This is a genomic window from Sphingomonas changnyeongensis, assembly GCF_009913435.1.
Taxonomy (GTDB): domain Bacteria; phylum Pseudomonadota; class Alphaproteobacteria; order Sphingomonadales; family Sphingomonadaceae; genus Sphingomonas_B; species Sphingomonas_B changnyeongensis.
In genome coordinates this window covers 2821034-2838970 of sequence record NZ_CP047895.1, presented here as the reverse complement: position 1 = coordinate 2838970, position 17937 = coordinate 2821034, and the positions used below count along the sequence as shown (strand labels likewise).

Sequence of the window (17937 nt, the reverse complement as noted above, 5' to 3'; positions counted from 1 at the left end):
CCTTTTCGCTCGTCATTGCCTTCACTTGCGCCTTGCCCTTCAGCCAGACGTGCATCCTGTCGACGACGTCGCGACCGTCGCGGATCGCCCACACGACCAGGCTCGCGCCGCGCACGATGTCGCCGGCTGCGATCGAGGCACCGCGATGCCACACCGCCTTCAGCGCATCGATCGCCGCCGCGACCAGCCCGACGCCACAGGCATCGCTCTCGAACTCGGGGCGATACATGCCCTCCCGGGCAAGGCGTTCGCGTTGGGCGGAGCGGTCTCTCGCACCCGGCAGCGGGGCGTCCGGCATCATCATTTCACTCCCAGATGCTGGCGCGTGGCGGCCTGCAACCGCTCCATCAGGCGCGGCAGGCTGGCTTCGATCGCCTTGTTGGTGTCGGCCATGATGACGGGGCCAAGCTCGTTCTGCAGAGCGGCAATCTTCGGCGTCGCGCTGTTCCGGGCCATGGCCGCCAGCAACGGAACGTCTTCCGGCCTGACCGCCTGCATCGCGGCGGCGAGGGCCGCATTGTTGACCGCGCTGACGTCGCTGGCATCTATCCGGGTCCGCTTCTCCGCCATCGCCTGCGCGACCGCCTCGCCGCCCTTGGCCATGCCGGCCTGCCGTGTCTGTTCGATCAGGCGCTGGCCGGTCGGCGACCGGTAGAAGCTGAGCAGATCGTCCATCTCCTTCGCCGTCAGCCGGGACTCGATGGCCCCCACATAGCGGTCACGCATCTTCACCAGCAGCCCGGCCATGACGGTCTGCAGCTCCGCATCGACGGCCTTGGCCACCGCGTCGAACAGCCCCGGGCGCTGTTTGTCCAGGCTGACCGCATTGGGGTCGCTGCGCAGCATGGACATCAGCTGGTCGAGCGACTGTTTGCGGGTCGCCGCCAGTGTCTTCTCGGGCTCTATCATGATCTCGACCAGCTGCGCGGCGGCCGACGGCGTCGCTGCCGTGGCCAGCGGTGCCGGGGATGCAGGCTGCGCGACCGCCATCGCCGATGGGGCGATGGCCGCCGCGATCACCATCGCTGCCGCCAGCCGGGATGCCTTGAAATGTCCGTCGAAAATGCTCACGCCGCCACCTGTTCCTTGTTTTCCGTTCTGGCCTTCGCCTTGCCCTTCAGCCAGGCATGCATCCTGTCGGCGACGTCGCGGCCGTCGCGGATCGCCCATACGACCAGGCTCGCGCCGCGCACGATGTCGCCGGCGGCGAACACGCCGTCCAGGCTGGTCATCATCGTCTTGTGGTCGATCCGCACGGTGCCCCAGCGGGTCACGCCCAGTTCGGGGGTGGCGAACAGGCGCGGCAGCTCTTCCGCCTCGAACCCCAGCGCCTTGATCACCAGATCCGCCTCCAGCCGGAACTGCGCGTCGGGATCGGGTTCGGGTGCGCGGCGGCCGCTGGCGTCCGGCGCGCCCAGCCGCATGCCGGTCGCGCGCACCGCCGTCACCCGGCCTTCGCCGTCAGCCTCAAAGGCCTCGGGCGCGGACAGCCAGACAAACTCGACGCCTTCCTCCTCGGCATTGGCGACTTCGCGCTGCGATCCGGGCATGTTCGCGCGGTCGCGGCGATACAGGCATTTGACCGACGCCGCGCCCTGACGGACAGCGGTGCGGACACAGTCCATCGCCGTGTCGCCGCCGCCGATCACCACGACATGGCGGCCGGCGGCGTTGAGCGCGCCGCTGTCGAACGCGGGCACCGCATCGCCAAACCCCTTGCGGTTGGACGCGATCAGATAATCGAGCGCATCGACGATCCCGTCACTGCCGACCCCCGGTGCCTTGATCGCGCGCGGGCGATAGACGCCGGTCGCGATCAGCACCGCATCGTGTCGCGCGCGCAGCTCGGCAAAGGGCAGGGCGCCGCCCACATCGGCCCCTGATGAAACACGATGCCGCCATCCTCCAGCCGGGCGATGCGGCGCATCACCACATGCTTTTCAAGCTTGAAGCCCGGAATGCCATAGGTCAGCAGCCCGCCCGCCCGGTCATGCCGGTCATAGACATGGACGTCATAGCCCAGCCCGCGCAGATATTCGGCCGCGCTCAGCCCCGCCGGCCCCGCGCCGATCACGCCGACCGACTGGCCGCGCGCCGGGCCGGGCACCAGTGGCTCGACCCAGCCCTGATCCCAGGCGGTGTCGGTGATGAACTTTTCGACCGAGCCGATGGTGACCGCGCCATGGCCGGAAAACTCGATCACGCAATTGCCCTCGCACAGCCGGTCCTGCGGGCAGATACGGCCGCAAATCTCCGGCATGGTCGAGGTCGCGTTCGACAGCTCATAGGCCTCGCGCAGCCGCCCTTCGGCGGTCAGGCGCAGCCAGTCGGGGATGTGGTTGTGCAGCGGGCAGTGCACCGAACAATAAGGCACGCCGCATTGCGAGCAGCGCCCGGCCTGCGCCTCGGCATCGGGCGCGGCATAGCGGTCGGCAATCTCGCGGAAATCCTCCGCGCGGAGCGGTGCCGTGCGCTTGGCCGGATAGGCCTGCTCCCGGTCGACGAATTTCAGCATTGGTGTATCGGCCATGGCCGCGCTCCTTTTCGCGACCATATTGCAAAGCTGCGCGGCCAAGTCACGCAATGAATCGAATGAAGGTCAGTTAGCCTGACCTGATATTTTCATGCCATCCGGCAAGTCCGTGTTTTTCAATCTCCGGGCGGGAAGAAAAAGACCGGATCGGACCTATCTTGCCAGCAGCCAGACCAGGGCGATGCTGCCCGCGACGATCCGGTACCAGGCAAAGGGGGCAAAGCCGCGCCGCGACACCAGCCCGACAAACCATTTGATGACGACCAGCGCGACGATGAACGACACGACAAAGCCGATCCCGATCAGCCCCCAATCGACATTGGCCGCCGCCAGATCGTCGCCATGCTTGATCAGCGACAGGGTGGTCGCGCCCAGCATCGTCGGCACGGCGAGAAAAAAGCTGAACTCGGCTGCGGTGCGCCGTTCGACGCCCATCGCCAGCGCGCCCATGATCGTCGCGCCCGACCGGCTGACGCCCGGAACCATCGCCAGACACTGGATCAGCCCGACACCCAGCGCGCGGCCATAGGGCAGGGACGCAATGCCCGGCGGCAGTGTCGACCCGCGCGCCAGCGCCTCGATCACCAGAATCGCGATGCCGCCCAGCACCAGCGCGATGGCGACGACGATGGCATTGCCAAGCAGCCCTTCGATCGCATCGATGAACAGCAGGCCGAGCACGACCGAGGGCGCAAAGGCGATCAGCAGGTTGAGCGCGAATCGCCACGACGTCCCATCGCGCCCGAACAGGCCCAGCGCCACCGCCCAGAAGGTGCGCCAATAGAGCACGATCACCGCCAGGATCGCGCCCAGCTGGATGACCACGTTGAACGTCGCCCATTGCTCCGCCCGGTAGCCGAGCAGTTCGGAGGCGAGAATCAGATGCCCGGTCGACGACACGGGCAGAAACTCGGTCAGTCCCTCGACAATGCCGAGCAGGATGGCGGTGAGGATCAAAGGCATGGCGCAGGTCCCGGCCGGTAAAGCCGGCCCCGGCGCGGCGGGCCGGGGCGGGCGGATGAACAGGCCGCCCATCGGGGGAGGGGCGGGAAAGCCGTCAGGGATCGGGCGCGGCGGCTGCGCCCGTTCCGGCTCAGGGGCGGTCGGTCTTCACCCCGTCGAACCGGCCCTGGCGGCGATACTGGACCAGCCAGGACGGCGCGACCGCGGCGAGCGGCGTCGGCTGGATGCCAAATGCCTCCAGCCCGGCTACGCCCGGGGCCACGACATTGTCGGTTTGCAGCATCAGCCACTGGTCCCAGGTGATCGGCGCGCCCGGCGCCCAGCCGACGAGGCGGGCGAGCGCCGCGGTCGCGGCATCGGGCAGATCGATGAACAGCGGGCTGCGCCCCGTCCATTCGGCCAGATTGCGCATCAGCTCTGCCATCGACACCGTTTCCGGCCCGCCAATGTCATAGGTGCGCCCGCCATGCAGATCGGGCCGGGCGACCGATTCGGCGATCGCGCGCGCCAGATCGGCGACGAACACCGGCTGGAACCGGGTCGCGCCGCGCACGACGGGGACGACCGGCAGCATGCGGATCAGCTGGGCGAAGCGGTTGGTGAACCCGTCCTCGCGCCCGAACACGATTGACGGACGCAGGATGGTCGCGCCCGGAAACGCGGCGCGCACCGCCGCCTCGCCTTCGCCCTTGGACCGGCCATAGCGCGATGCCGAGGCCGGATCGGCGCCGATCGCCGAGACATGGACAAGGCTGCGCACGCCCGCCTTCGCCGCCGCTTCGGCGACGTTGCGCGCGCCCGCGACATGGAAGGCGTCGAAATCCCCGGCCAGCACGCCGACAAGGTTCACGACCGCATCGGCACCTTCCACCGCGCGCGCCACGCTGTCGGGGCGGCGAATATCGGCGGCTGCGAACTGGGTCTGCCCCAGCCCGCCCATCGGGCGCAGGAACCAGGCCGATTTGGGATCGCGCTGGGCGATGCGCACCCGGTCCCCCCGGCCGCTGTCGAGCAGATCCTGCACCACATAGCGTCCGATGAACCCGCCGCCGCCAAAGACCGTCACCACGCTTGTCTTCATGAAAATGCGCTCCTTGCCTTGGCTCGCGCCTTTGGCCCGCCAAGAACGTGTTGACAAGGCCATAGAACCGCCGCTAAGCGCGCCGCCTACCCCGTGCCCAGATGGCGGAATTGGTAGACGCACCAGCTTCAGGTGCTGGCGATCGCAAGGTCGTGGAGGTTCGAGTCCTCTTCTGGGCACCATTTTCCTGACAATCGTTGGAAACCTCCGCGCCGGGCACTGCCCGGCGCGTCGGGGCTTGCCGCAACCGCCGCTCCGGCCCAGCATCGTGTTCTTTCGGGGAGGCGAGCGGCGCGTGATGGGCGGTGCGGGAGAAAATGATCTCGGAATCGGCGAAGCGTCTGATCGCGCGGGTGATTCGGGCGCGTCGGCGACAGGCGGGTTGCGCCGGGCCGGGGCGGCGGACTGGCGGACGCTCGGGCGGCTGGTTGGTCAGGCCTTTGCCGACGATCCGGTATCGCGCTGGACGCTGGGGCCGCCAGAGACGATCGAGGCGGTGTTCACCGCGCTTGGCCGCCATGTCTATCTGCCGCGCGGCATCTGCATGATCGCCGATCAGGGCGGCGGGACGATGTGGCTCGGCCCCGGCGGATCAAAGGCGATGCCGATCCTGCCCCAGCTGGCGCTGGTCGCCCGGCTGATCGGCGCGGGCGGGCCGGGGGCGGTCGGGCGGGCGCTGGCCGTCGACCGGGCGATGCGCCGCCGCCGGCCGGCCGAACCGCATTTCTATCTGTTCGCAGTCGGCGTGGCGGCGGAGGCGCGCGGCGCGGGGCTGGGCCGGCGGCTGATCGCCGCGACGCTCGAACAGGCCGACCGTGCGGGGCTGCCGGCCTGGCTTGAAAACAGCAATCCGCGCAATGAGAGCCTGTATCGCGGCCTTGGCTTTGTGCCGGTTGAAACCTTCGCGCCCGCGCCCGGCGCGCCGCCGCTGACGACGATGCAGCGGCCTGTGCCCCGGCCGGTTGTCCCCCACCGGTGATTGCGTGTCCCGCCCGGGCCGGTTAGGCGATCCGGGTACCGCGTCCGGCCGCGCGCCGGCGCCAATGACAGATTGAACCACCGCAAAGGGGAGAAGCAGATGCGCCGATTGATCCTTGCCACCCTGCTCGGCACCGCCGCCAGCGCGGCCATGGCCGAGGAAGGCATGTGGCTGCCCGGCCAGACGCCGGCGATTGCCGAGCAGCTGAAACAGGCGGGCCTCGCGCTCGATGCGCGGACGCTTGGCGATCTCAACCGCCCGCCGCTCACCGCCATCGCCTCGCTTGGCGGCTGTTCGGCCGCGTTCCTGTCGCCCCAGGGGCTGGTCGCGACCAACCATCACTGCGTCTATGGTTCGATCCAGTATAACTCCAAGCCCGGCCAGGATTATCTGACCGACGGCTTTCTGGCCAAGACGCTGGGCGACGAGCTGCCGGCGGCGCCGGGCAGCCGCATCTATGTGATCGAGGATCTGCGCGACGTCACCGCCGCGATGGTCAAGGGGGCTGAAAAGCTGACGGGCCGGGCGCGCTATGACCGGCTGGAGGCCAATCGCAAGGCGCTGATTGCGGCATGCGAGCAGCAGCCGTCGCGCCGCTGCGACGTTCGCCCCTATTTTGGCGGCCAGACCTATTTCCTCCAGCAGCAGCTGGAGATCCAGGACGTCCGCCTCGTCTATGCCCCGGCGGGCGGCGTCGGCAATTTCGGTGGCGAGACCGACAATTGGATGTGGCCGCGTCACACCGGCGATTTCGGCTTCTATCGCGCCTATGTCGCGCCGAACGGCGCGTCCGCGCCCTATGCCAAGGAAAATGTGCCCTTCCGGCCCAAGGCGTTCCTGAAGATCGCCGACAAGGGGGTCGAGGAAGGCGATTTCGTGATGGTCGCGGGCTTTCCGGGCGTCACCTTCCGCCACCGCACCGCGGCTGAGGCGCGGTTCGCGTTCGAAACGCTGACCCCGCTGCAGCAGCGGCTGCTCAACGATTATTCCGACCGCATCCAGAGCGCGGTTGCCGGCAATCAGGCGGCGACGATCAAATATGCGTCGATCCTGAAGGGCGCCGACAACTACAAGAAAAAATATATCGGCGAGCTGGCCGGGGCCGAGGCGATGGGCCTTGTCGCCAAGAAGGAAGCCGATGAAGCGGCGTTCCGCGCCTGGGTGAAGGCCGATCCGAAGCGCGACGCGGCCTTTGGCGCGGCGATCGCCGATATGGACCGGCTGGTTGCCGAGCAGAATGCCGCCGAGCTGGCTGATGCGCGGCGCGGCCTGCTCAACCGTGCGCAGCTGTTCGGGGCCGCGCGGCTTGCCTATCGCTGGGCCAAGGAGCGCGAAAAGCCCGACGCCGCGCGTGAACCGGGCTTTCAGGACCGCGACCGTGCCTTCACCGTGCAGCGGCTGACCGCGATCGAGCGCCGCTATGATGCCGGTGTCGACCGGGCGATCCTCGACCATGCGCTTGCCGAATATCGCAAGCTGCCGGCGGAGGAGCGCCACAAGAGCTTCGACGCCGCCTATCCGGCGGTCGCCGACAGGCTCTATGCCGAGACCGGCCTTGCCGACACCAAGACCCGGCTCGGCTGGCTCGACCAGCCGGCCTCGGCGTTTGAGGCGTCGAACGATCCGTTCATCCGCCTTGCGGTGGCGACCTATGCCGAAGACCGTGCGGGCGAGGACAAGGCCAAGGCCCGCGCCGGCGACATGCAGAAGGCGCGCGCGACCTATATGGCCGGGCGGCTTGCCTATGCCGCTGCCCAAGGGCGGACGCTTTATCCCGACGCCAATGGCTCGCTGCGCTTCACCTATGGCAAGGTGAGCGGCAAGGCGCGCGACGGGCTGGCCTGGACGGCCTTCACCACCGCCGAGGGGCTGGCCGCCAAGCACACCGGCAAGGGCGAGTTCGACGCCCCCGACCGGATGCTGGAGCTGATCCGCGCCAAGGATTATGGCCGCTATGCCGCCCCGTCGCTCGGCACGCTGCCGGTCGATTACCTGTCGACCGTGGACATCACCAACGGCAATTCGGGGTCCTCGACGCTCAATGCGCGGGGCGAGTTTGTCGGCCTGGCGTTTGACGGCACGCTCGACGGCGTGGTGGCGGACTGGATGTTCAACCCGGTGGTCAACCGCACCATCCATGTCGACAGCCGCTTCATGCTGTGGACGATGGACAAGGTCGATGGCGCGACCCGCCTGCTCGACGAAATGGGCGTGGCGCGCTGATCCGGTCGGGAACGGGCTGACGGAAACAGGGGGGGCATCCGCCGGGTGCCCCCTTTTTTCATGTGGCCGCGCGGTCAGGCGCGCCGGCGGCCCTTCCACCACGCATAGCCGGCACCCGCCGCCGCGCCGAACAGCGGCCCGACGAACGGCACCGGGATCGCGATCACCGCGCCGATCGCGGCGGCGACCGCCATCTTGCGGCCCAGCGCCTTGTCGTCATCGGTCATGATCGCTCTCCTCATCTTTTGCCCGCCAGCCGCTGCAGCCGGGGGCGGATGCGCAGAAATGCGCGGTATGCGGCCTCGAGCAGCGCCAGCACCAGCCGGTTGCGCGCGGCAAGGCCAAGCGGGCGCAGCAGCGGGATCGCCCGCCACATCGCAGCGAACGCTGCCGCGCCAGAAAGGATGCGGCCATTTTCGGCGGCGTGGAACCGCGCGAGCAGATCTGCCCGGTCGATCGGGCAGCCGGGATCGGCATCCGCCGCGACATCGATGAAGCTGATCGCCCCGCGCCGGTCCAGCCGCCGCATCGCCGCGATCTCGCGCTGGCACAGCGGACAGGCCCCGTCGAACCAGACGGTGACTGCTGTGGCGGGCGCGGAAGGGGCGGGGTGCAGCGGCGTCATGCTCACAGGCTCCTGAGCGCGCGGGCCGGGCGCACCGACATCAGCGGCAGCGAGCCGGCAAGGCCGATGCCGAGCGTGAGGACCGCCCCGCCCATCAGCGTGGCGAGCACGACCGTCCAGTCGGGGACGAAGCTGAAATCGAACACCCGGGTCATGACATACCAGCCCGCCCCCAGCCCGAGCGCCAGCGCCAGCGCCGCCAGCAGCAGCGCGAGCAGCCCATATTCCGCCGCCTGCGCGGCAAGGATCTGGCCGCGCGTGCCGCCCAGCGTCTTCAGGATGACGGCATCATAGCTGCGCGCCTGACGGGCGGCGGCGATCGCCCCGACCAGCACGGCGATCCCGGCCATGATCGTCACGCTCGCTGCAATCAGGATCGCGGTCGCCATCTGGTCGAGCAGGGTGCGCACCTGGCCGATCACCTCGCCGGTTTCGATCACCGAGGCGGAGGGAAAGGCATCCAGCACCGCGCGCGTCACCCGCGCAGTCGCGTCGGGCGCGGCGCGGGCGCGGTCGATCTCGACGGTCGCGGTCAGGCTGTGCGGCGCGGCGGCGAGCGTATTGGGTGAAAACACCATGATATAGTTGAAGCCGAGCGTGTCCCAGTTGACCTTGCGCAGCGAGGCGATGCGCGCCGGGATCTCGCGGCCGAGCACGCTGACCGTCAGCGTGTCGCCGACCTTGAGGCCAAGGATCCGCGCCGCCTCCGCATCGAGCGAGACGAGCGGCGGCCCGGCATAGCCCGCCGGCCACCAGCGCCCGGCCACCAGGTCGGACCCTTCGGGCAAGGCGGCGCTGTAGGTGACGCCGCGTTCGCCGCGCAGGAACCACGCCCCGTCGGGCAGCGATTTGAGGTTCGCGACCCGGGTTTGGCCATAGCCGGTGATCGTGCCGCGCAGCGCCGGCACGATGTTCAGCTCTGCCCCCGGCGCGGCGGCGGTCGCCGCGGCGCGGAAGCGTGCGGCCTCGCCCGATGGAATGTCGAGCACGAACAGCGCGGGCGCGCGCGCCGGCACCGTGCGGCGGATCTCCGCATCAAGGCTGGTCTGGATCGCGGCCAGCGTCACGAACAGGGTGAGCGCAAGGCCGAGGGCGACGACCAGAGCCGCCGTCTGCGCGCCGGGGCGGTGCAGATTGGCGACTGCCAGCCGCCACAGCGGCCGGCGCGGCCGGGGCAGCGCGCGGGCGGTGCGCCGGATCGCCACCCCCAGCCCGGCGAGCAGCAGCAGCACGGCGGCGACCGCGCCCAGCACGATCCCGGCGAACAGCGGGTCGCGCGCCTGGACAAGCGCGATCAGCAGCACCAGCAGTGCCGCCCCCGCGACCAGCAGCAGCGTGCGCCGGTCGATCCGGCCCGGCGCGCCGACCAGCGCGCGGAACAGGGCGGCGGCAGGCAGGCTGCGCGCGCGGGCGAGCGGCGGCAGCGCAAAGGCAAGCGCGATCAGCAGCCCGTAAGCGGCGGCGGTCGCCAGCGGAGCCCAGTAAAGGCGAAAGCCCGGCGCGACCGGCAGCACATCGCCCGCCAGCTGCACGATCAGCGGCGGCAGCAGCGCGCCCAGCACCAGCCCGGCGGCAATCGCGCCCAGCGCCACCATGCCGATCTGCATCAGATAGATGCGCGCAATATCGACCGAGCTTGCGCCCAGCACCTTCAGCGTCGCGATCCCGGCGCGCTTCGACGCCAGATAGGATCCGACGCCGTTGCTGACCCCGATGCCCGCGATGACCAGCGCGGCAAGGCCGATCAGCGACAGGAACTGGCCCATGCGCGCGATGAACCGGTTGGCCCCGGGAGCGGCATTGTCGCGGTCCTTGAGCGTCCAGCTGGCGGCGGGGAATTGCGCCTGCAGCCGCTTGACGACGGGGGCCGGGGCGCCGCCTGCCATGCGCACCCGGTATTTGGCGGTGTAGAGCGCACCCGGCTGCAACAGGCCGGTGCGGTCGATCCCGGCCAGCGAGGCGAGGGCGACCGGGCCGAGGGTGAAGCCTTCGCCGACCCGGTCCGGTTCCTCGGTCATGACCGCGCGGATGCGGAAATCAGCGGTGCCGTAGCGGACGACATCGCCCGGCCCGACCCCCAGCCGCCCGGCAAAGGCGCGGTCGACGACCAGCTCGTCCGCCGCCAGCCCGGCAAGCGTGGCGCCCGTCACCCGGCCGTAAAGCGGATAGGCGCTGTCCACGCCCTTGAGCTCGGTCAGCACCGCCCGGTCGCCGCGCCGCGCCATCGCGCGGGTGCGCACCGTTTCGCTGACCCGGCCGGTCGCGGCGATGGCCGCGCGTTCGGCGGCGGTCGCGCGCCGCTGGCTGATCGCGACTTCGTAATCGCCGCCCAGGATCGTCTGGCCGCGCGCCGCCAGTTCGCCGGTGATCGCGGCGGTCAGGCTGCCGATCGCCGCCAGCGTCGTGACGCCGAGGACCAGGCAGATGGCGAGCAGCCTGAGGCCGCGCAGCCGGCCGAGCAGATCGCGCCGCGCGAGCGCGAGTAGCGTGCGCCAGCCGGCCCCGCCCGGCGGGATCGCCGTCCCCGTCATGCCGCCGGCCGCCGTTCGGCGGGCCGGTCGCTCGCGATCAGCCCGTCGCGCATCTCGACGACGCGGTCGCAGCGCTCGGCCAGCGCGCGGTCATGGGTGATCATCACCAATGTCGCCCCGGCCGCGCGGCGGCGGGTGAACAGCAGATCGACGATCGCATCGCTGGTGCGGCCATCCAGATTGCCGGTCGGTTCGTCGGCGAACAGGATGCGCGGGCCGGGGGCCACGGCGCGCGCAATGGCGACGCGCTGCTGCTCGCCGCCCGACAGCTGGGCCGGATAATGGTCGATCCGGTGACCCAGCCCCACCGCCTCCAGCTCCTCGGCCGCGCGGGCAAAGGCGTCGGCGCGGCCCGCCAGTTCCAGCGGGGTCGCGACATTTTCCAGTGCGGTCATCGTCGGCAGCAGGTGAAAGCTCTGCAGCACGATGCCGATCCGCCCGCGCCGCGCCCGTGCCAGCCCGTCTTCATCGAGCGCGGAGAAATCGACGCCCGCCACGCGCACCTCGCCCGAACTCGCGCGCTCCAGCCCCGACAGGATCGCCATCAGCGAGGATTTGCCCGATCCCGACGGGCCGAGGATCGCCAGGCTCTGCCCGTCGGGCACATCAAGGGTGACGCCGCGCAGGATCTCCGTCCGGCCAAGGGTGAGGGTGACATTGCGCGCGGTGATTGCGATATGTTCGGTCATGAAGGCTTCCCGTCTCGCGCGATGCACGCGCCTGTCCCTTAATGGGGGTTCGCTGGCGATCCTCCAATGGCTCGCCGCCTGTTCGGCTGCACCGGGTGACGGCGCGCAGCCTGGCAATGCGGCTGTTGCCGCCGAAGCGCCCGCGCCGCAGGCGGGGGCGGGGGGCGCGGTCGCGCCGGTGGCCGCCGATGCCCGGCTGGTCGTCGCGTTCGGCGACAGCCTTTATGCCGGTTACGGCGTCACCCAGACCGAAAGCTTCCCCGCCCGGCTGCAGGCGGCGCTGGCCGAGGCCGGGGTCAAGGCCGTGGTCCACAATGCCGGGGTGTCGGGCGACACCAGCGCCGCCGGGCGGCAGCGGCTGGGCTTTGTGCTCGACGGGCTGCCGCGCCGGCCCGATCTGGTCATTGTCGGGCTGGGCGGCAACGACATGTTGCGCGGCCTCAGCCCCGATGAGACGCGCGCCAACCTGACCGCGATCCTTGACGAACTGAAGCAGCGGGGCATTCCCGCGATGCTGACCGGTATGGTCGCCGCCCCCAATATGGGGCCGGATTATGTCGCGGCGTTCAACCCCATCTATCCGCAGCTGGCCCGCCAATATGGCGTGCCGCTCTATCCGTTTTTTCTGGACGGCGTCGTGACCGACGAAAAGCTGATGCAGGCGGACCGCATCCATCCGACCGCCGCCGGCATCGACCGGGTCACCGCGCGCATCGCCCCGCTGGTCAGGCAGGCGCTCGCCCGCTGATCGCGCTTTGGTGCGGTCAGTGCGATGCATAGCCATACCAGATGATCAGCAGGATCAGCCGCGGGGCGAAGGCTGAACGGCTGATCATCGCCATCCCGGTCGCGGCCACCGCCATGGCCGCCGCCAGCGCGACGCCGATGATCAGCCGGGCAGGGTCGGCGGCGGCCAGCGCAGCCGGGGCGAGCACCGCCGCCATCAGCGCGCCGGAAGCCGCCACCAGCGCGATCCGCCGCGCCCAGCGCCCGGCCGGGGCGGTGACGATCAGCGGCGCAAGGCCGCGCGCCTCCATCCGCCCGGCCTGGGCCGAAACGCCGAAGATCAGCAGCAGCAGCGCCGCCCGTTCGGCAAGCGGGGCCATGCCGGTCAGCAGCCCGCCGACCGCGATGGCCAGGGCGAGCGGCGCGAAGACGGGCGCGGCGGCGATCAGCCGGGTCTCGCTGAAAATGTGCGCCAGCGGCATCATGCGCGCCGGGGAGGCTGGCCGTTCGGGCAGGGCGGCCGGCAGCGGCCGGGTGCCGATCCGCGCCGCAATGCGCGTGCCAAGGCCGGGGCGGCGGGCGCGGCCGGGCCGTTCGACCAGTCCCGCAAGCAGCGCGACGAGCAGCGCGATGCCCGCCCATGCGCCGCGCGCGGCGGCATAGCCGGGGACATCAGCCCGGCCACAGCATCGACCGGGCGGCGGCCCGGCTCGACCGTTGCGGCACCGATCTGAAGATCGATGCGGCCGGGGTCGGTGCCGTGCAGCAACGGGCGGGTAAAGCCCGGAAAGTCATAGATGGCGGCGGCAAAACCGCGCTTGTCGCTCGCCGCGACCGGCAGCACGAGGCTTGCCATCCACAGGATGAAAAAGGCGATATCCCCGCCTGCGCCGCGCAGCACCGGCACCGCCGCCCAGAGCGCGCGGATCGCCGCCAGGCCAGCGAGCGCGGGGGCGACGATCAGCCACAGGGCAAGGCTCAGTTGTGCGGCCCCCGCCAGACCACCCCCCGCCAGCCCGCCCAGCCCGCCGGGCAGAATGATCTGCGCCAGGAACAGCCCCGCGGCATTGAGCACCGCGAGCAGCAGCGCCAGCACGGCAAGGTCCGCGCCGAACCGGCCGAGCGTCCGCGCGACCCGCGATCCCGGCGTCACGTCCAGAAGCTGCCAGGGCTGGCGGCGATTGGTGTTGGACCGCAGATAGATATAGGCCAGCGGCAGCAGCAGCGTCGACACGGTGATGCCCAGGCACACGCCGATCACCGGCGCGGTCAGCACCGGCAACTGCTTGCCGATGGCGATGGTGATGCTGCTGGGATCGCCGGTCGGGATCATGAAGCGCGCGCCGATGGGCGCGATCAGCATCAGGATCCACAGCCCGGGGCTGCGGGCATAGCGGGCAAGCGCTGCACTACAGGCGGCCCATGCCGCCTGCGCGCGCGGATGGGTGGCCGGGCCCGCCGGGGCCATCGCGGCGGGGGACGCAGCGCGGGGCGGATCCTTGGCGAGGGTGCCGGGGGCGATCATGCGGCCATCACGCGGGCCGGGGTCACGGCGCCGCCCTCGACGCGCAGCGTGGCGGCGGCATCGGCGGCCAGTTCGGCGGCCAGATGGGTGGTCATGATGATGGTCGCGTGCGCGGCCCGTTCGCGGATCAGCGCGGCGACGCGCCCGGCGCTGTCCGCGTCCAGCTCCGCCGTCGGTTCATCGAGCGCGATCACGCGCGGCGCGCCGAGCAGTGCCTGCACGAACACCAGCCGCCGGCGCATCCCGCCCGAATAGGTGGCGATCAGCCGGCCGGCATCGGCATGGAGCCCGACCGCATCGGCGAGCGCGAGGAACTGCGCGTCCGCAGCGCGCCGGTCGAGCCCCTTTTGCGCGGCGATGAAGCCGATAAAGGCGCGCGCGGTCAGGTCTTCGGGCAGGTCGACCGCCTGCGGCGCATAGCCAAGCGTGCCGCGATAGTCGCGCAGCGCCGTTCGCGGCAGAATGCCGCCCCCAAGCCGTGCGCCCTGCCAGCTGACCTGCCCCGGCTGGGGCGTTCGGCGGTGGCGATCAGCCGCAACAGCGTCGATTTGCCCGCGCCGCTCGGCCCGGTCAGCAGCGTCAGGCCCGGCGCGAAACGGTGGCTCACACCGTCAAGAACGACACGCCGGCCATAGCTTTTGCCGAGTTCGTGCAGCGCCAGCCCCATCTCCGGTGCGGTCATCCCTGCGTCCTTTTGAAAATCGTCTTTTGATTGTCGTGCTATATTCGGTTTTTGCGCCGTGCCCCGGCGTGCGTCGAGGGGCGTTCCGACCGGTCAGATCGTGAGGCCGGCGGGGTGGCCGGGCCGACAGCGGCGATCAGCGTCAGCGTGGCGATGGCGAGCGCAGCGGCAAGGGCGGCGGCGCGGTTGGCAAGGTCGGAGGTGAAGGTCATCGGTCTGGTCCTTGTTCGGGGCGGGGGGGGGCAGGTTTGGCGCGCGTCAGATCGTGAGGCCGGCGGGGGTCGCCGGGCCGACGGCGGCGATCAGCGTCAGCGTGGCGATGGCGAGCGCGGCGGCAAGGGCGGCAACGCGGTTGGCAAGGTCGGTGGTGAAGGTCATCGGTCTGGTCCCTGGTCTGGCTGCCGGCGGCTAATCCGCCGGCTTGCCAAACATTCAGCAAGGGCCGTGCCAAAATCCGAAAAGCGCTGAAATCAGCGGAATAAGCCAATCAGGCACCGATCATGGCCGGGGATGATCGGCAGATGATGCCAAGCATTGGCGGAAAATTCGCCAACTTCGCGGCGGACCCGCGCGGTGGCGCTCACTCGCCCTTCAGCACCCGCCCCGCGCGCATGACGAAACCGACCGCCTTCAGCCGCTTCACATCGGCCACCGGATCGCCATCCACGGCGATCAGGTCCGCGCTCTTGCCCGGTTCGATGGTGCCGATTTCGGCCGACAGGCCAAGCAGATCGGCGGCATTGACGGTCGCCGCCTCGATCGCCGCCATCGGCGTCATGCCGTGCTTGACCATCAGCTCGAACTCATCGGCGTTGCGGCCATGCTTGGATACGCCGGCATCGGTGCCGAACGCGATCCTGACCCCGGCGGGCACCGCCTTTTCCAGCGACTTGCCGGTGATGCCGATCCGCCATTCGATCTTGGCGCGCACTTCGGGCGAATAGGCCCCCGGATTGGCGGCCAGACGCTCGATATAGCCGTTCACTGTCGACAGGGTCGGCACATAATAGGCTCCGGTCTTGCGCATCAGCGCGACGGTCTGATCGTCGAGCATCGTGCCATGTTCGATCGAATCCGCGCCGTGGCGCAGCGCGAGCAGGATGCCGTCATTGCCATGGGCATGGACGGCGACCTTCTTGCCATACATGTGCGCGGTGTCGATGAGCGCCTTGACCTCGTCGTCGAACAGCTGCGCGCCGAGGCCCGCGCCGATGCGGCTGTTGACGCCGCCGGTGGTGGCGATCTTGATCACGTCGGCGCCGCGCCCGACCTGCTGGCGCACCGCGCGGCGGCAATCCTCCGCCCCGTCGCACAGATGGCCATGCGGCATATGCTCGGCAAACTCGTCGCGCACGCCCAGCCGGTCGTCCATATGACCGGCGGTGGCCGAGATTGACGCCCCGGCATCGACGATGCGTGGCCCGTCCACCCAGCCGCGGGCAATCGCCTCGCGCAGGGCAAGCGTCGCGCCGGCATCGCCCAGGTTGCGCACGGTGGTGAAGCCGGCGGCGACCGTCTTGCGCGCATTCCAATAGGCCTCGAGCGCGGCCAGCTCGCGATTTTCGGTAAAGCCCGCCAGCAGCCCTTCATTGCCCGCCCGGTCGGAGCCGAGATGGACATGGCTGTCGATCAGCCCCGGCAGGACATGGCGGGTGGACAGGTCGATCAGCTGCACACCTGGCGGCGGGGGAATGAGCCCGTCCAGGACCGCAGCGATCCGCCCGGCGCGGACGATGATCGTCGATGCGCCGCGCGCCGCGCGGCCCGGCCGGTCGAGCAGCGCGCCGGCATGGATCACCGTATCGCCCGCAGCGATCGCCGCCGGTGCCGGTGCGGCGGCCGCAGCGGTTGCCGGCAGCGCCGGGAGGGCCAGGATCGACATGCACATCAGGCTCGACAGGCGCATCATATTGTCCCCCGGTTTCCGTTCATTGCGCAGGCGGCGTGCCCTGCTTGTCATTTGCTGCGGTCTAGCGGTGTTTCGGGGGCGCGCGCAAAGCATTTGGCAATCTCCTTGCGCTAGGGATCATCGGCGATGGTGCAGCAAACTCCCCTGTTGGCCAGTGATGAGCCGTCCGCGCCCGGTGCGCCGGGGCTGCGTCCGCGCGATCCGCGCAGCAACGCCATGCTGTCCGCCGTCCTCCATTATGGCGACAAACGGTTCGACGTGTTCATCCGCGACGTGTCGAGCACCGGGGCGATGGTCGAGGGCAAGGTGCTGCCGCCGCGCGATGCCGAGCTGGTGCTGATGCGCGGCGACATCGAGGTCGGCGGGGTGGTGATCTGGCAGATCGGCCACCGCGCGGGCATCAAGTTCGACGGCCGGGTGCTGGTGGCCGACATGATGCGCCGGGTGACGAACACGGCCAGCCACCAGGCGCGGATCGACTCGATCCAGCGCGGCCTGAGAGCGGGTGGCGCGGAGGGCGCGCGCCTGGCGATGGCCGCCGCCCAGCCGACAGAGCGGCGCGAGCGGCCGCGCGACCTGTCGGTCGAGTTCGGCTATGCGATCCGCATCGTCGAGGCGCTGGGCGACGAGCTGACCGGCGATGCCTATATCCTCAGCCGCTACGGCACCACGCTGCAAAAGCTCGACGAGCTGGCGCAGCTGATCAAGCGCATCGAGGGGCAGGCCGAACGCGCGATCGCGGCCGCGCGCGGCAGCGCGGGCTGAACCGGGCGCGGCCTGCCGGGCCTGACTCCGGCGGGCTTGATGCTGGCGGGGTTGACTCTGGCGGGGTTTTTGGGTCTAGGCGCGCACTTCGGCTGCGCCATGTCGGCGCTGCCCGGCTTGGGGTACCTCGCACGGCCCCCTGACAAACGGAGTGTGACATGCGCCATCGCGTTGGCGGCCGCAAGCTTCAGCGGACCGCATCCCATCGTACCGCCCTGTTCCGCAACCAGTCCGCCGCGCTGATCAAGCACGAGCAGATCATCACCACTGTCGCCAAGGCGAAGGAACTTCGCCCCTATGTCGAAAAGCTGGTGACGCTGGCCAAGAAGGGCGGCCTCGCCAATCGGCGTCTCGCCCATGCCCGGCTGCTCGACGACACCCAGCTGAAGAAGCTGTTTGACGTGCTGGCGCCGCGCTATGCGGACCGCAACGGCGGCTATACCCGCATCGTCAAGGCCGGCATCCGCGCGTCGGACGCCGCCCCGATGGCGATCATCGAGTTCGTCGACCGCGACGTGTCGGCCAAGGGCCAGGATTCCGGTCCGGTCCAGGGCGGCGATCTGGAAGACGAAGCGGCCTGAGCCGCGTCGTTCCGGTGAACTTCTGGGAAGGCCGCCTTCGGGCGGCCTTTCTTTTTGGCGATTCTGTGCAGCGTGGCGCGTGCCGCCTGCGCGCGCCGGCCGGCAGGGCTTGCGTCAGCGCGGCT

Annotated in this window: 16 protein-coding genes, 1 tRNA gene and 3 pseudogenes; 6 read left to right on the top strand and 14 right to left on the bottom strand. The window is 70.1% G+C overall.

The features are described 5' to 3' along the window. Nucleotides 1-91 precede the first annotated feature (91 nt). The 5 genes and pseudogenes from GVO57_RS13810 to GVO57_RS13790 form a co-directional block, all read right to left on the bottom strand. Nucleotides 92-304 (bottom strand): annotated as a pseudogene (locus GVO57_RS13810) (hypothetical protein); the annotation flags it as partial. After that, the gene (locus GVO57_RS13805; protein ID WP_160593708.1) at nt 301-1023 is read right to left on the bottom strand and encodes a DUF2059 domain-containing protein; all 723 of its coding nucleotides are present in this window, start codon (nt 1021-1023) and stop codon (nt 301-303) included. The pseudogene GVO57_RS13810 and the gene GVO57_RS13805, both read right to left, overlap by 4 nt. 44 nt (nt 1024-1067) lie before the next feature. Further along, nucleotides 1068-2530 (bottom strand): annotated as a pseudogene (locus GVO57_RS13800) (NAD(P)-dependent oxidoreductase). Between the two features lie 156 nt (nt 2531-2686). After that, on the bottom strand, nt 2687-3496 hold the full coding sequence (locus GVO57_RS13795; RefSeq protein WP_160593707.1) for an undecaprenyl-diphosphate phosphatase: 810 nt from the start codon (nt 3494-3496) through the stop codon (nt 2687-2689). 130 nt (nt 3497-3626) lie between these two features. Beyond that, nucleotides 3627-4577, bottom strand: a complete 951-nt coding sequence (locus GVO57_RS13790) for a complex I NDUFA9 subunit family protein (protein WP_160593706.1) — start codon at nt 4575-4577, stop codon at nt 3627-3629. A 95-nt stretch (nt 4578-4672) separates the two neighbouring features. Here GVO57_RS13790 and GVO57_RS13785 point away from each other — a divergent pair. The 3 genes from GVO57_RS13785 to GVO57_RS13775 all read left to right on the top strand — a co-directional run bounded on the left by GVO57_RS13785 (nt 4673) and on the right by GVO57_RS13775 (nt 7779). Further along, nucleotides 4673-4759 (top strand) — tRNA-Leu (locus GVO57_RS13785). An 86-nt stretch (nt 4760-4845) separates the two neighbouring features. After that, nucleotides 4846-5556, top strand: coding sequence for a GNAT family N-acetyltransferase (locus GVO57_RS13780; protein ID WP_160593705.1), 711 nt, complete (start codon nt 4846-4848; stop codon nt 5554-5556). Nucleotides 5557-5655: 99 nt separating this feature from the next. Continuing rightward, nucleotides 5656-7779 (top strand): S46 family peptidase, encoded by a 2124-nt coding sequence (locus tag GVO57_RS13775; protein ID WP_160593704.1) that lies wholly within the window; start codon nt 5656-5658, stop codon nt 7777-7779. 74 nt (nt 7780-7853) lie between these two features. Here the strand turns inward: GVO57_RS13775 and GVO57_RS14675 are convergent, their stop codons facing one another. Genes GVO57_RS14675 through GVO57_RS13760 form a run of 4 tightly spaced genes read right to left on the bottom strand, consistent with a single transcriptional unit; the run spans nt 7854 to nt 11624 of the window. Continuing rightward, a complete protein-coding gene (locus tag GVO57_RS14675) occupies nt 7854-8006 on the bottom strand; it encodes a hypothetical protein (RefSeq protein ID WP_201752757.1) in 153 nt (50 codons plus the stop codon). 11 nt (nt 8007-8017) lie between these two features. Beyond that, nucleotides 8018-8404: a thiol-disulfide oxidoreductase DCC family protein gene (locus GVO57_RS13770; protein WP_160593703.1), complete on the bottom strand. Its 387-nt coding sequence runs from the start codon at nt 8402-8404 to the stop codon at nt 8018-8020. 2 nt (nt 8405-8406) lie between these two features. After that, the gene (locus tag GVO57_RS13765) at nt 8407-10935 is read right to left on the bottom strand and encodes an ABC transporter permease (RefSeq protein ID WP_160593702.1); all 2529 of its coding nucleotides are present in this window, start codon (nt 10933-10935) and stop codon (nt 8407-8409) included. Further along, entirely contained in the window at nt 10932-11624 is a 693-nt protein-coding gene (locus GVO57_RS13760) for an ABC transporter ATP-binding protein (RefSeq protein ID WP_160593701.1), read from the bottom strand. Before GVO57_RS13760 ends, GVO57_RS13765 begins: the two co-directional genes overlap by 4 nt. Between GVO57_RS13760 and GVO57_RS13755 the strand changes: the two genes are divergently transcribed. Next, a complete protein-coding gene (locus tag GVO57_RS13755) occupies nt 11623-12372 on the top strand; it encodes an arylesterase (protein ID WP_160593700.1) in 750 nt (249 codons plus the stop codon). The two genes, GVO57_RS13760 and GVO57_RS13755, sit on opposite strands and share 2 nt — an antisense overlap. A 16-nt stretch (nt 12373-12388) precedes the next feature. Here the strand turns inward: GVO57_RS13755 and GVO57_RS13750 are convergent, their stop codons facing one another. The 5 genes and pseudogenes from GVO57_RS13750 to GVO57_RS13725 all read right to left on the bottom strand — a co-directional run bounded on the left by GVO57_RS13750 (nt 12389) and on the right by GVO57_RS13725 (nt 16466). Further along, the gene (locus tag GVO57_RS13750; RefSeq protein ID WP_160593699.1) at nt 12389-12835 is read right to left on the bottom strand and encodes a hypothetical protein; all 447 of its coding nucleotides are present in this window, start codon (nt 12833-12835) and stop codon (nt 12389-12391) included. Further along, nucleotides 12832-13875, bottom strand: a complete 1044-nt coding sequence (locus tag GVO57_RS13745; protein WP_160593698.1) for a hypothetical protein — start codon at nt 13873-13875, stop codon at nt 12832-12834. Before GVO57_RS13745 ends, GVO57_RS13750 begins: the two co-directional genes overlap by 4 nt. Beyond that, nucleotides 13872-14542, bottom strand: a pseudogene (locus GVO57_RS13740) (ATP-binding cassette domain-containing protein). Before GVO57_RS13740 ends, GVO57_RS13745 begins: the two are co-directional and overlap by 4 nt. Nucleotides 14543-14595: 53 nt before the next feature. Then, nucleotides 14596-14769 (bottom strand): hypothetical protein, encoded by a 174-nt coding sequence (locus GVO57_RS13730; protein ID WP_160593696.1) that lies wholly within the window; start codon nt 14767-14769, stop codon nt 14596-14598. 368 nt (nt 14770-15137) lie between these two features. Then, on the bottom strand, nt 15138-16466 hold the full coding sequence (locus GVO57_RS13725) for a metal-dependent hydrolase family protein (protein ID WP_233281394.1): 1329 nt from the start codon (nt 16464-16466) through the stop codon (nt 15138-15140). A 147-nt stretch (nt 16467-16613) separates the two neighbouring features. Between GVO57_RS13725 and GVO57_RS13720 the strand changes: the two genes are divergently transcribed. Both GVO57_RS13720 and rplQ read left to right on the top strand, forming a co-directional pair. After that, the gene (locus tag GVO57_RS13720; RefSeq protein WP_160593695.1) at nt 16614-17231 is read left to right on the top strand and encodes a PilZ domain-containing protein; all 618 of its coding nucleotides are present in this window, start codon (nt 16614-16616) and stop codon (nt 17229-17231) included. A gap of 158 nt (nt 17232-17389) precedes the next feature. After that, on the top strand, nt 17390-17812 hold the full coding sequence (gene rplQ / locus GVO57_RS13715) for a 50S ribosomal protein L17 (RefSeq protein WP_160593694.1): 423 nt from the start codon (nt 17390-17392) through the stop codon (nt 17810-17812). Nucleotides 17813-17937 lie beyond the last annotated feature (125 nt).

Excerpts from the sequence above, each read along its gene's own strand:
- GVO57_RS13790 (WP_160593706.1), bottom strand. The coding sequence starts at position 4,577 with ATGAAGACAAGCGTGGTGACGGTCTTTGGCGGCGGCGGGTTCATCGGA.
- rplQ (WP_160593694.1), top strand. The coding sequence starts at position 17,390 with ATGCGCCATCGCGTTGGCGGCCGCAAGCTTCAGCGGACCGCATCCCAT.
- GVO57_RS13725 (WP_233281394.1), bottom strand. The coding sequence starts at position 16,466 with ATGATGCGCCTGTCGAGCCTGATGTGCATGTCGATCCTGGCCCTCCCG.
- GVO57_RS13775 (WP_160593704.1), top strand. The coding sequence starts at position 5,656 with ATGCGCCGATTGATCCTTGCCACCCTGCTCGGCACCGCCGCCAGCGCG.
- GVO57_RS13795 (WP_160593707.1), bottom strand. The coding sequence starts at position 3,496 with ATGCCTTTGATCCTCACCGCCATCCTGCTCGGCATTGTCGAGGGACTG.
- GVO57_RS14675 (WP_201752757.1), bottom strand. The coding sequence starts at position 8,006 with ATGACCGATGACGACAAGGCGCTGGGCCGCAAGATGGCGGTCGCCGCC.
- GVO57_RS13745 (WP_160593698.1), bottom strand. The coding sequence starts at position 13,875 with ATGATCGCCCCCGGCACCCTCGCCAAGGATCCGCCCCGCGCTGCGTCC.
- GVO57_RS13730 (WP_160593696.1), bottom strand. The coding sequence starts at position 14,769 with ATGACCTTCACCTCCGACCTTGCCAACCGCGCCGCCGCCCTTGCCGCT.
- GVO57_RS13760 (WP_160593701.1), bottom strand. The coding sequence starts at position 11,624 with ATGACCGAACATATCGCAATCACCGCGCGCAATGTCACCCTCACCCTT.
- GVO57_RS13750 (WP_160593699.1), bottom strand. The coding sequence starts at position 12,835 with ATGATGCCGCTGGCGCACATTTTCAGCGAGACCCGGCTGATCGCCGCC.
- GVO57_RS13805 (WP_160593708.1), bottom strand. The coding sequence starts at position 1,023 with ATGGTGATCGCGGCGGCCATCGCCCCATCGGCGATGGCGGTCGCGCAG.
- GVO57_RS13765 (WP_160593702.1), bottom strand. The coding sequence starts at position 10,935 with ATGACGGGGACGGCGATCCCGCCGGGCGGGGCCGGCTGGCGCACGCTA.
- GVO57_RS13755 (WP_160593700.1), top strand. The coding sequence starts at position 11,623 with ATGAAGGCTTCCCGTCTCGCGCGATGCACGCGCCTGTCCCTTAATGGG.
- GVO57_RS13770 (WP_160593703.1), bottom strand. The coding sequence starts at position 8,404 with ATGACGCCGCTGCACCCCGCCCCTTCCGCGCCCGCCACAGCAGTCACC.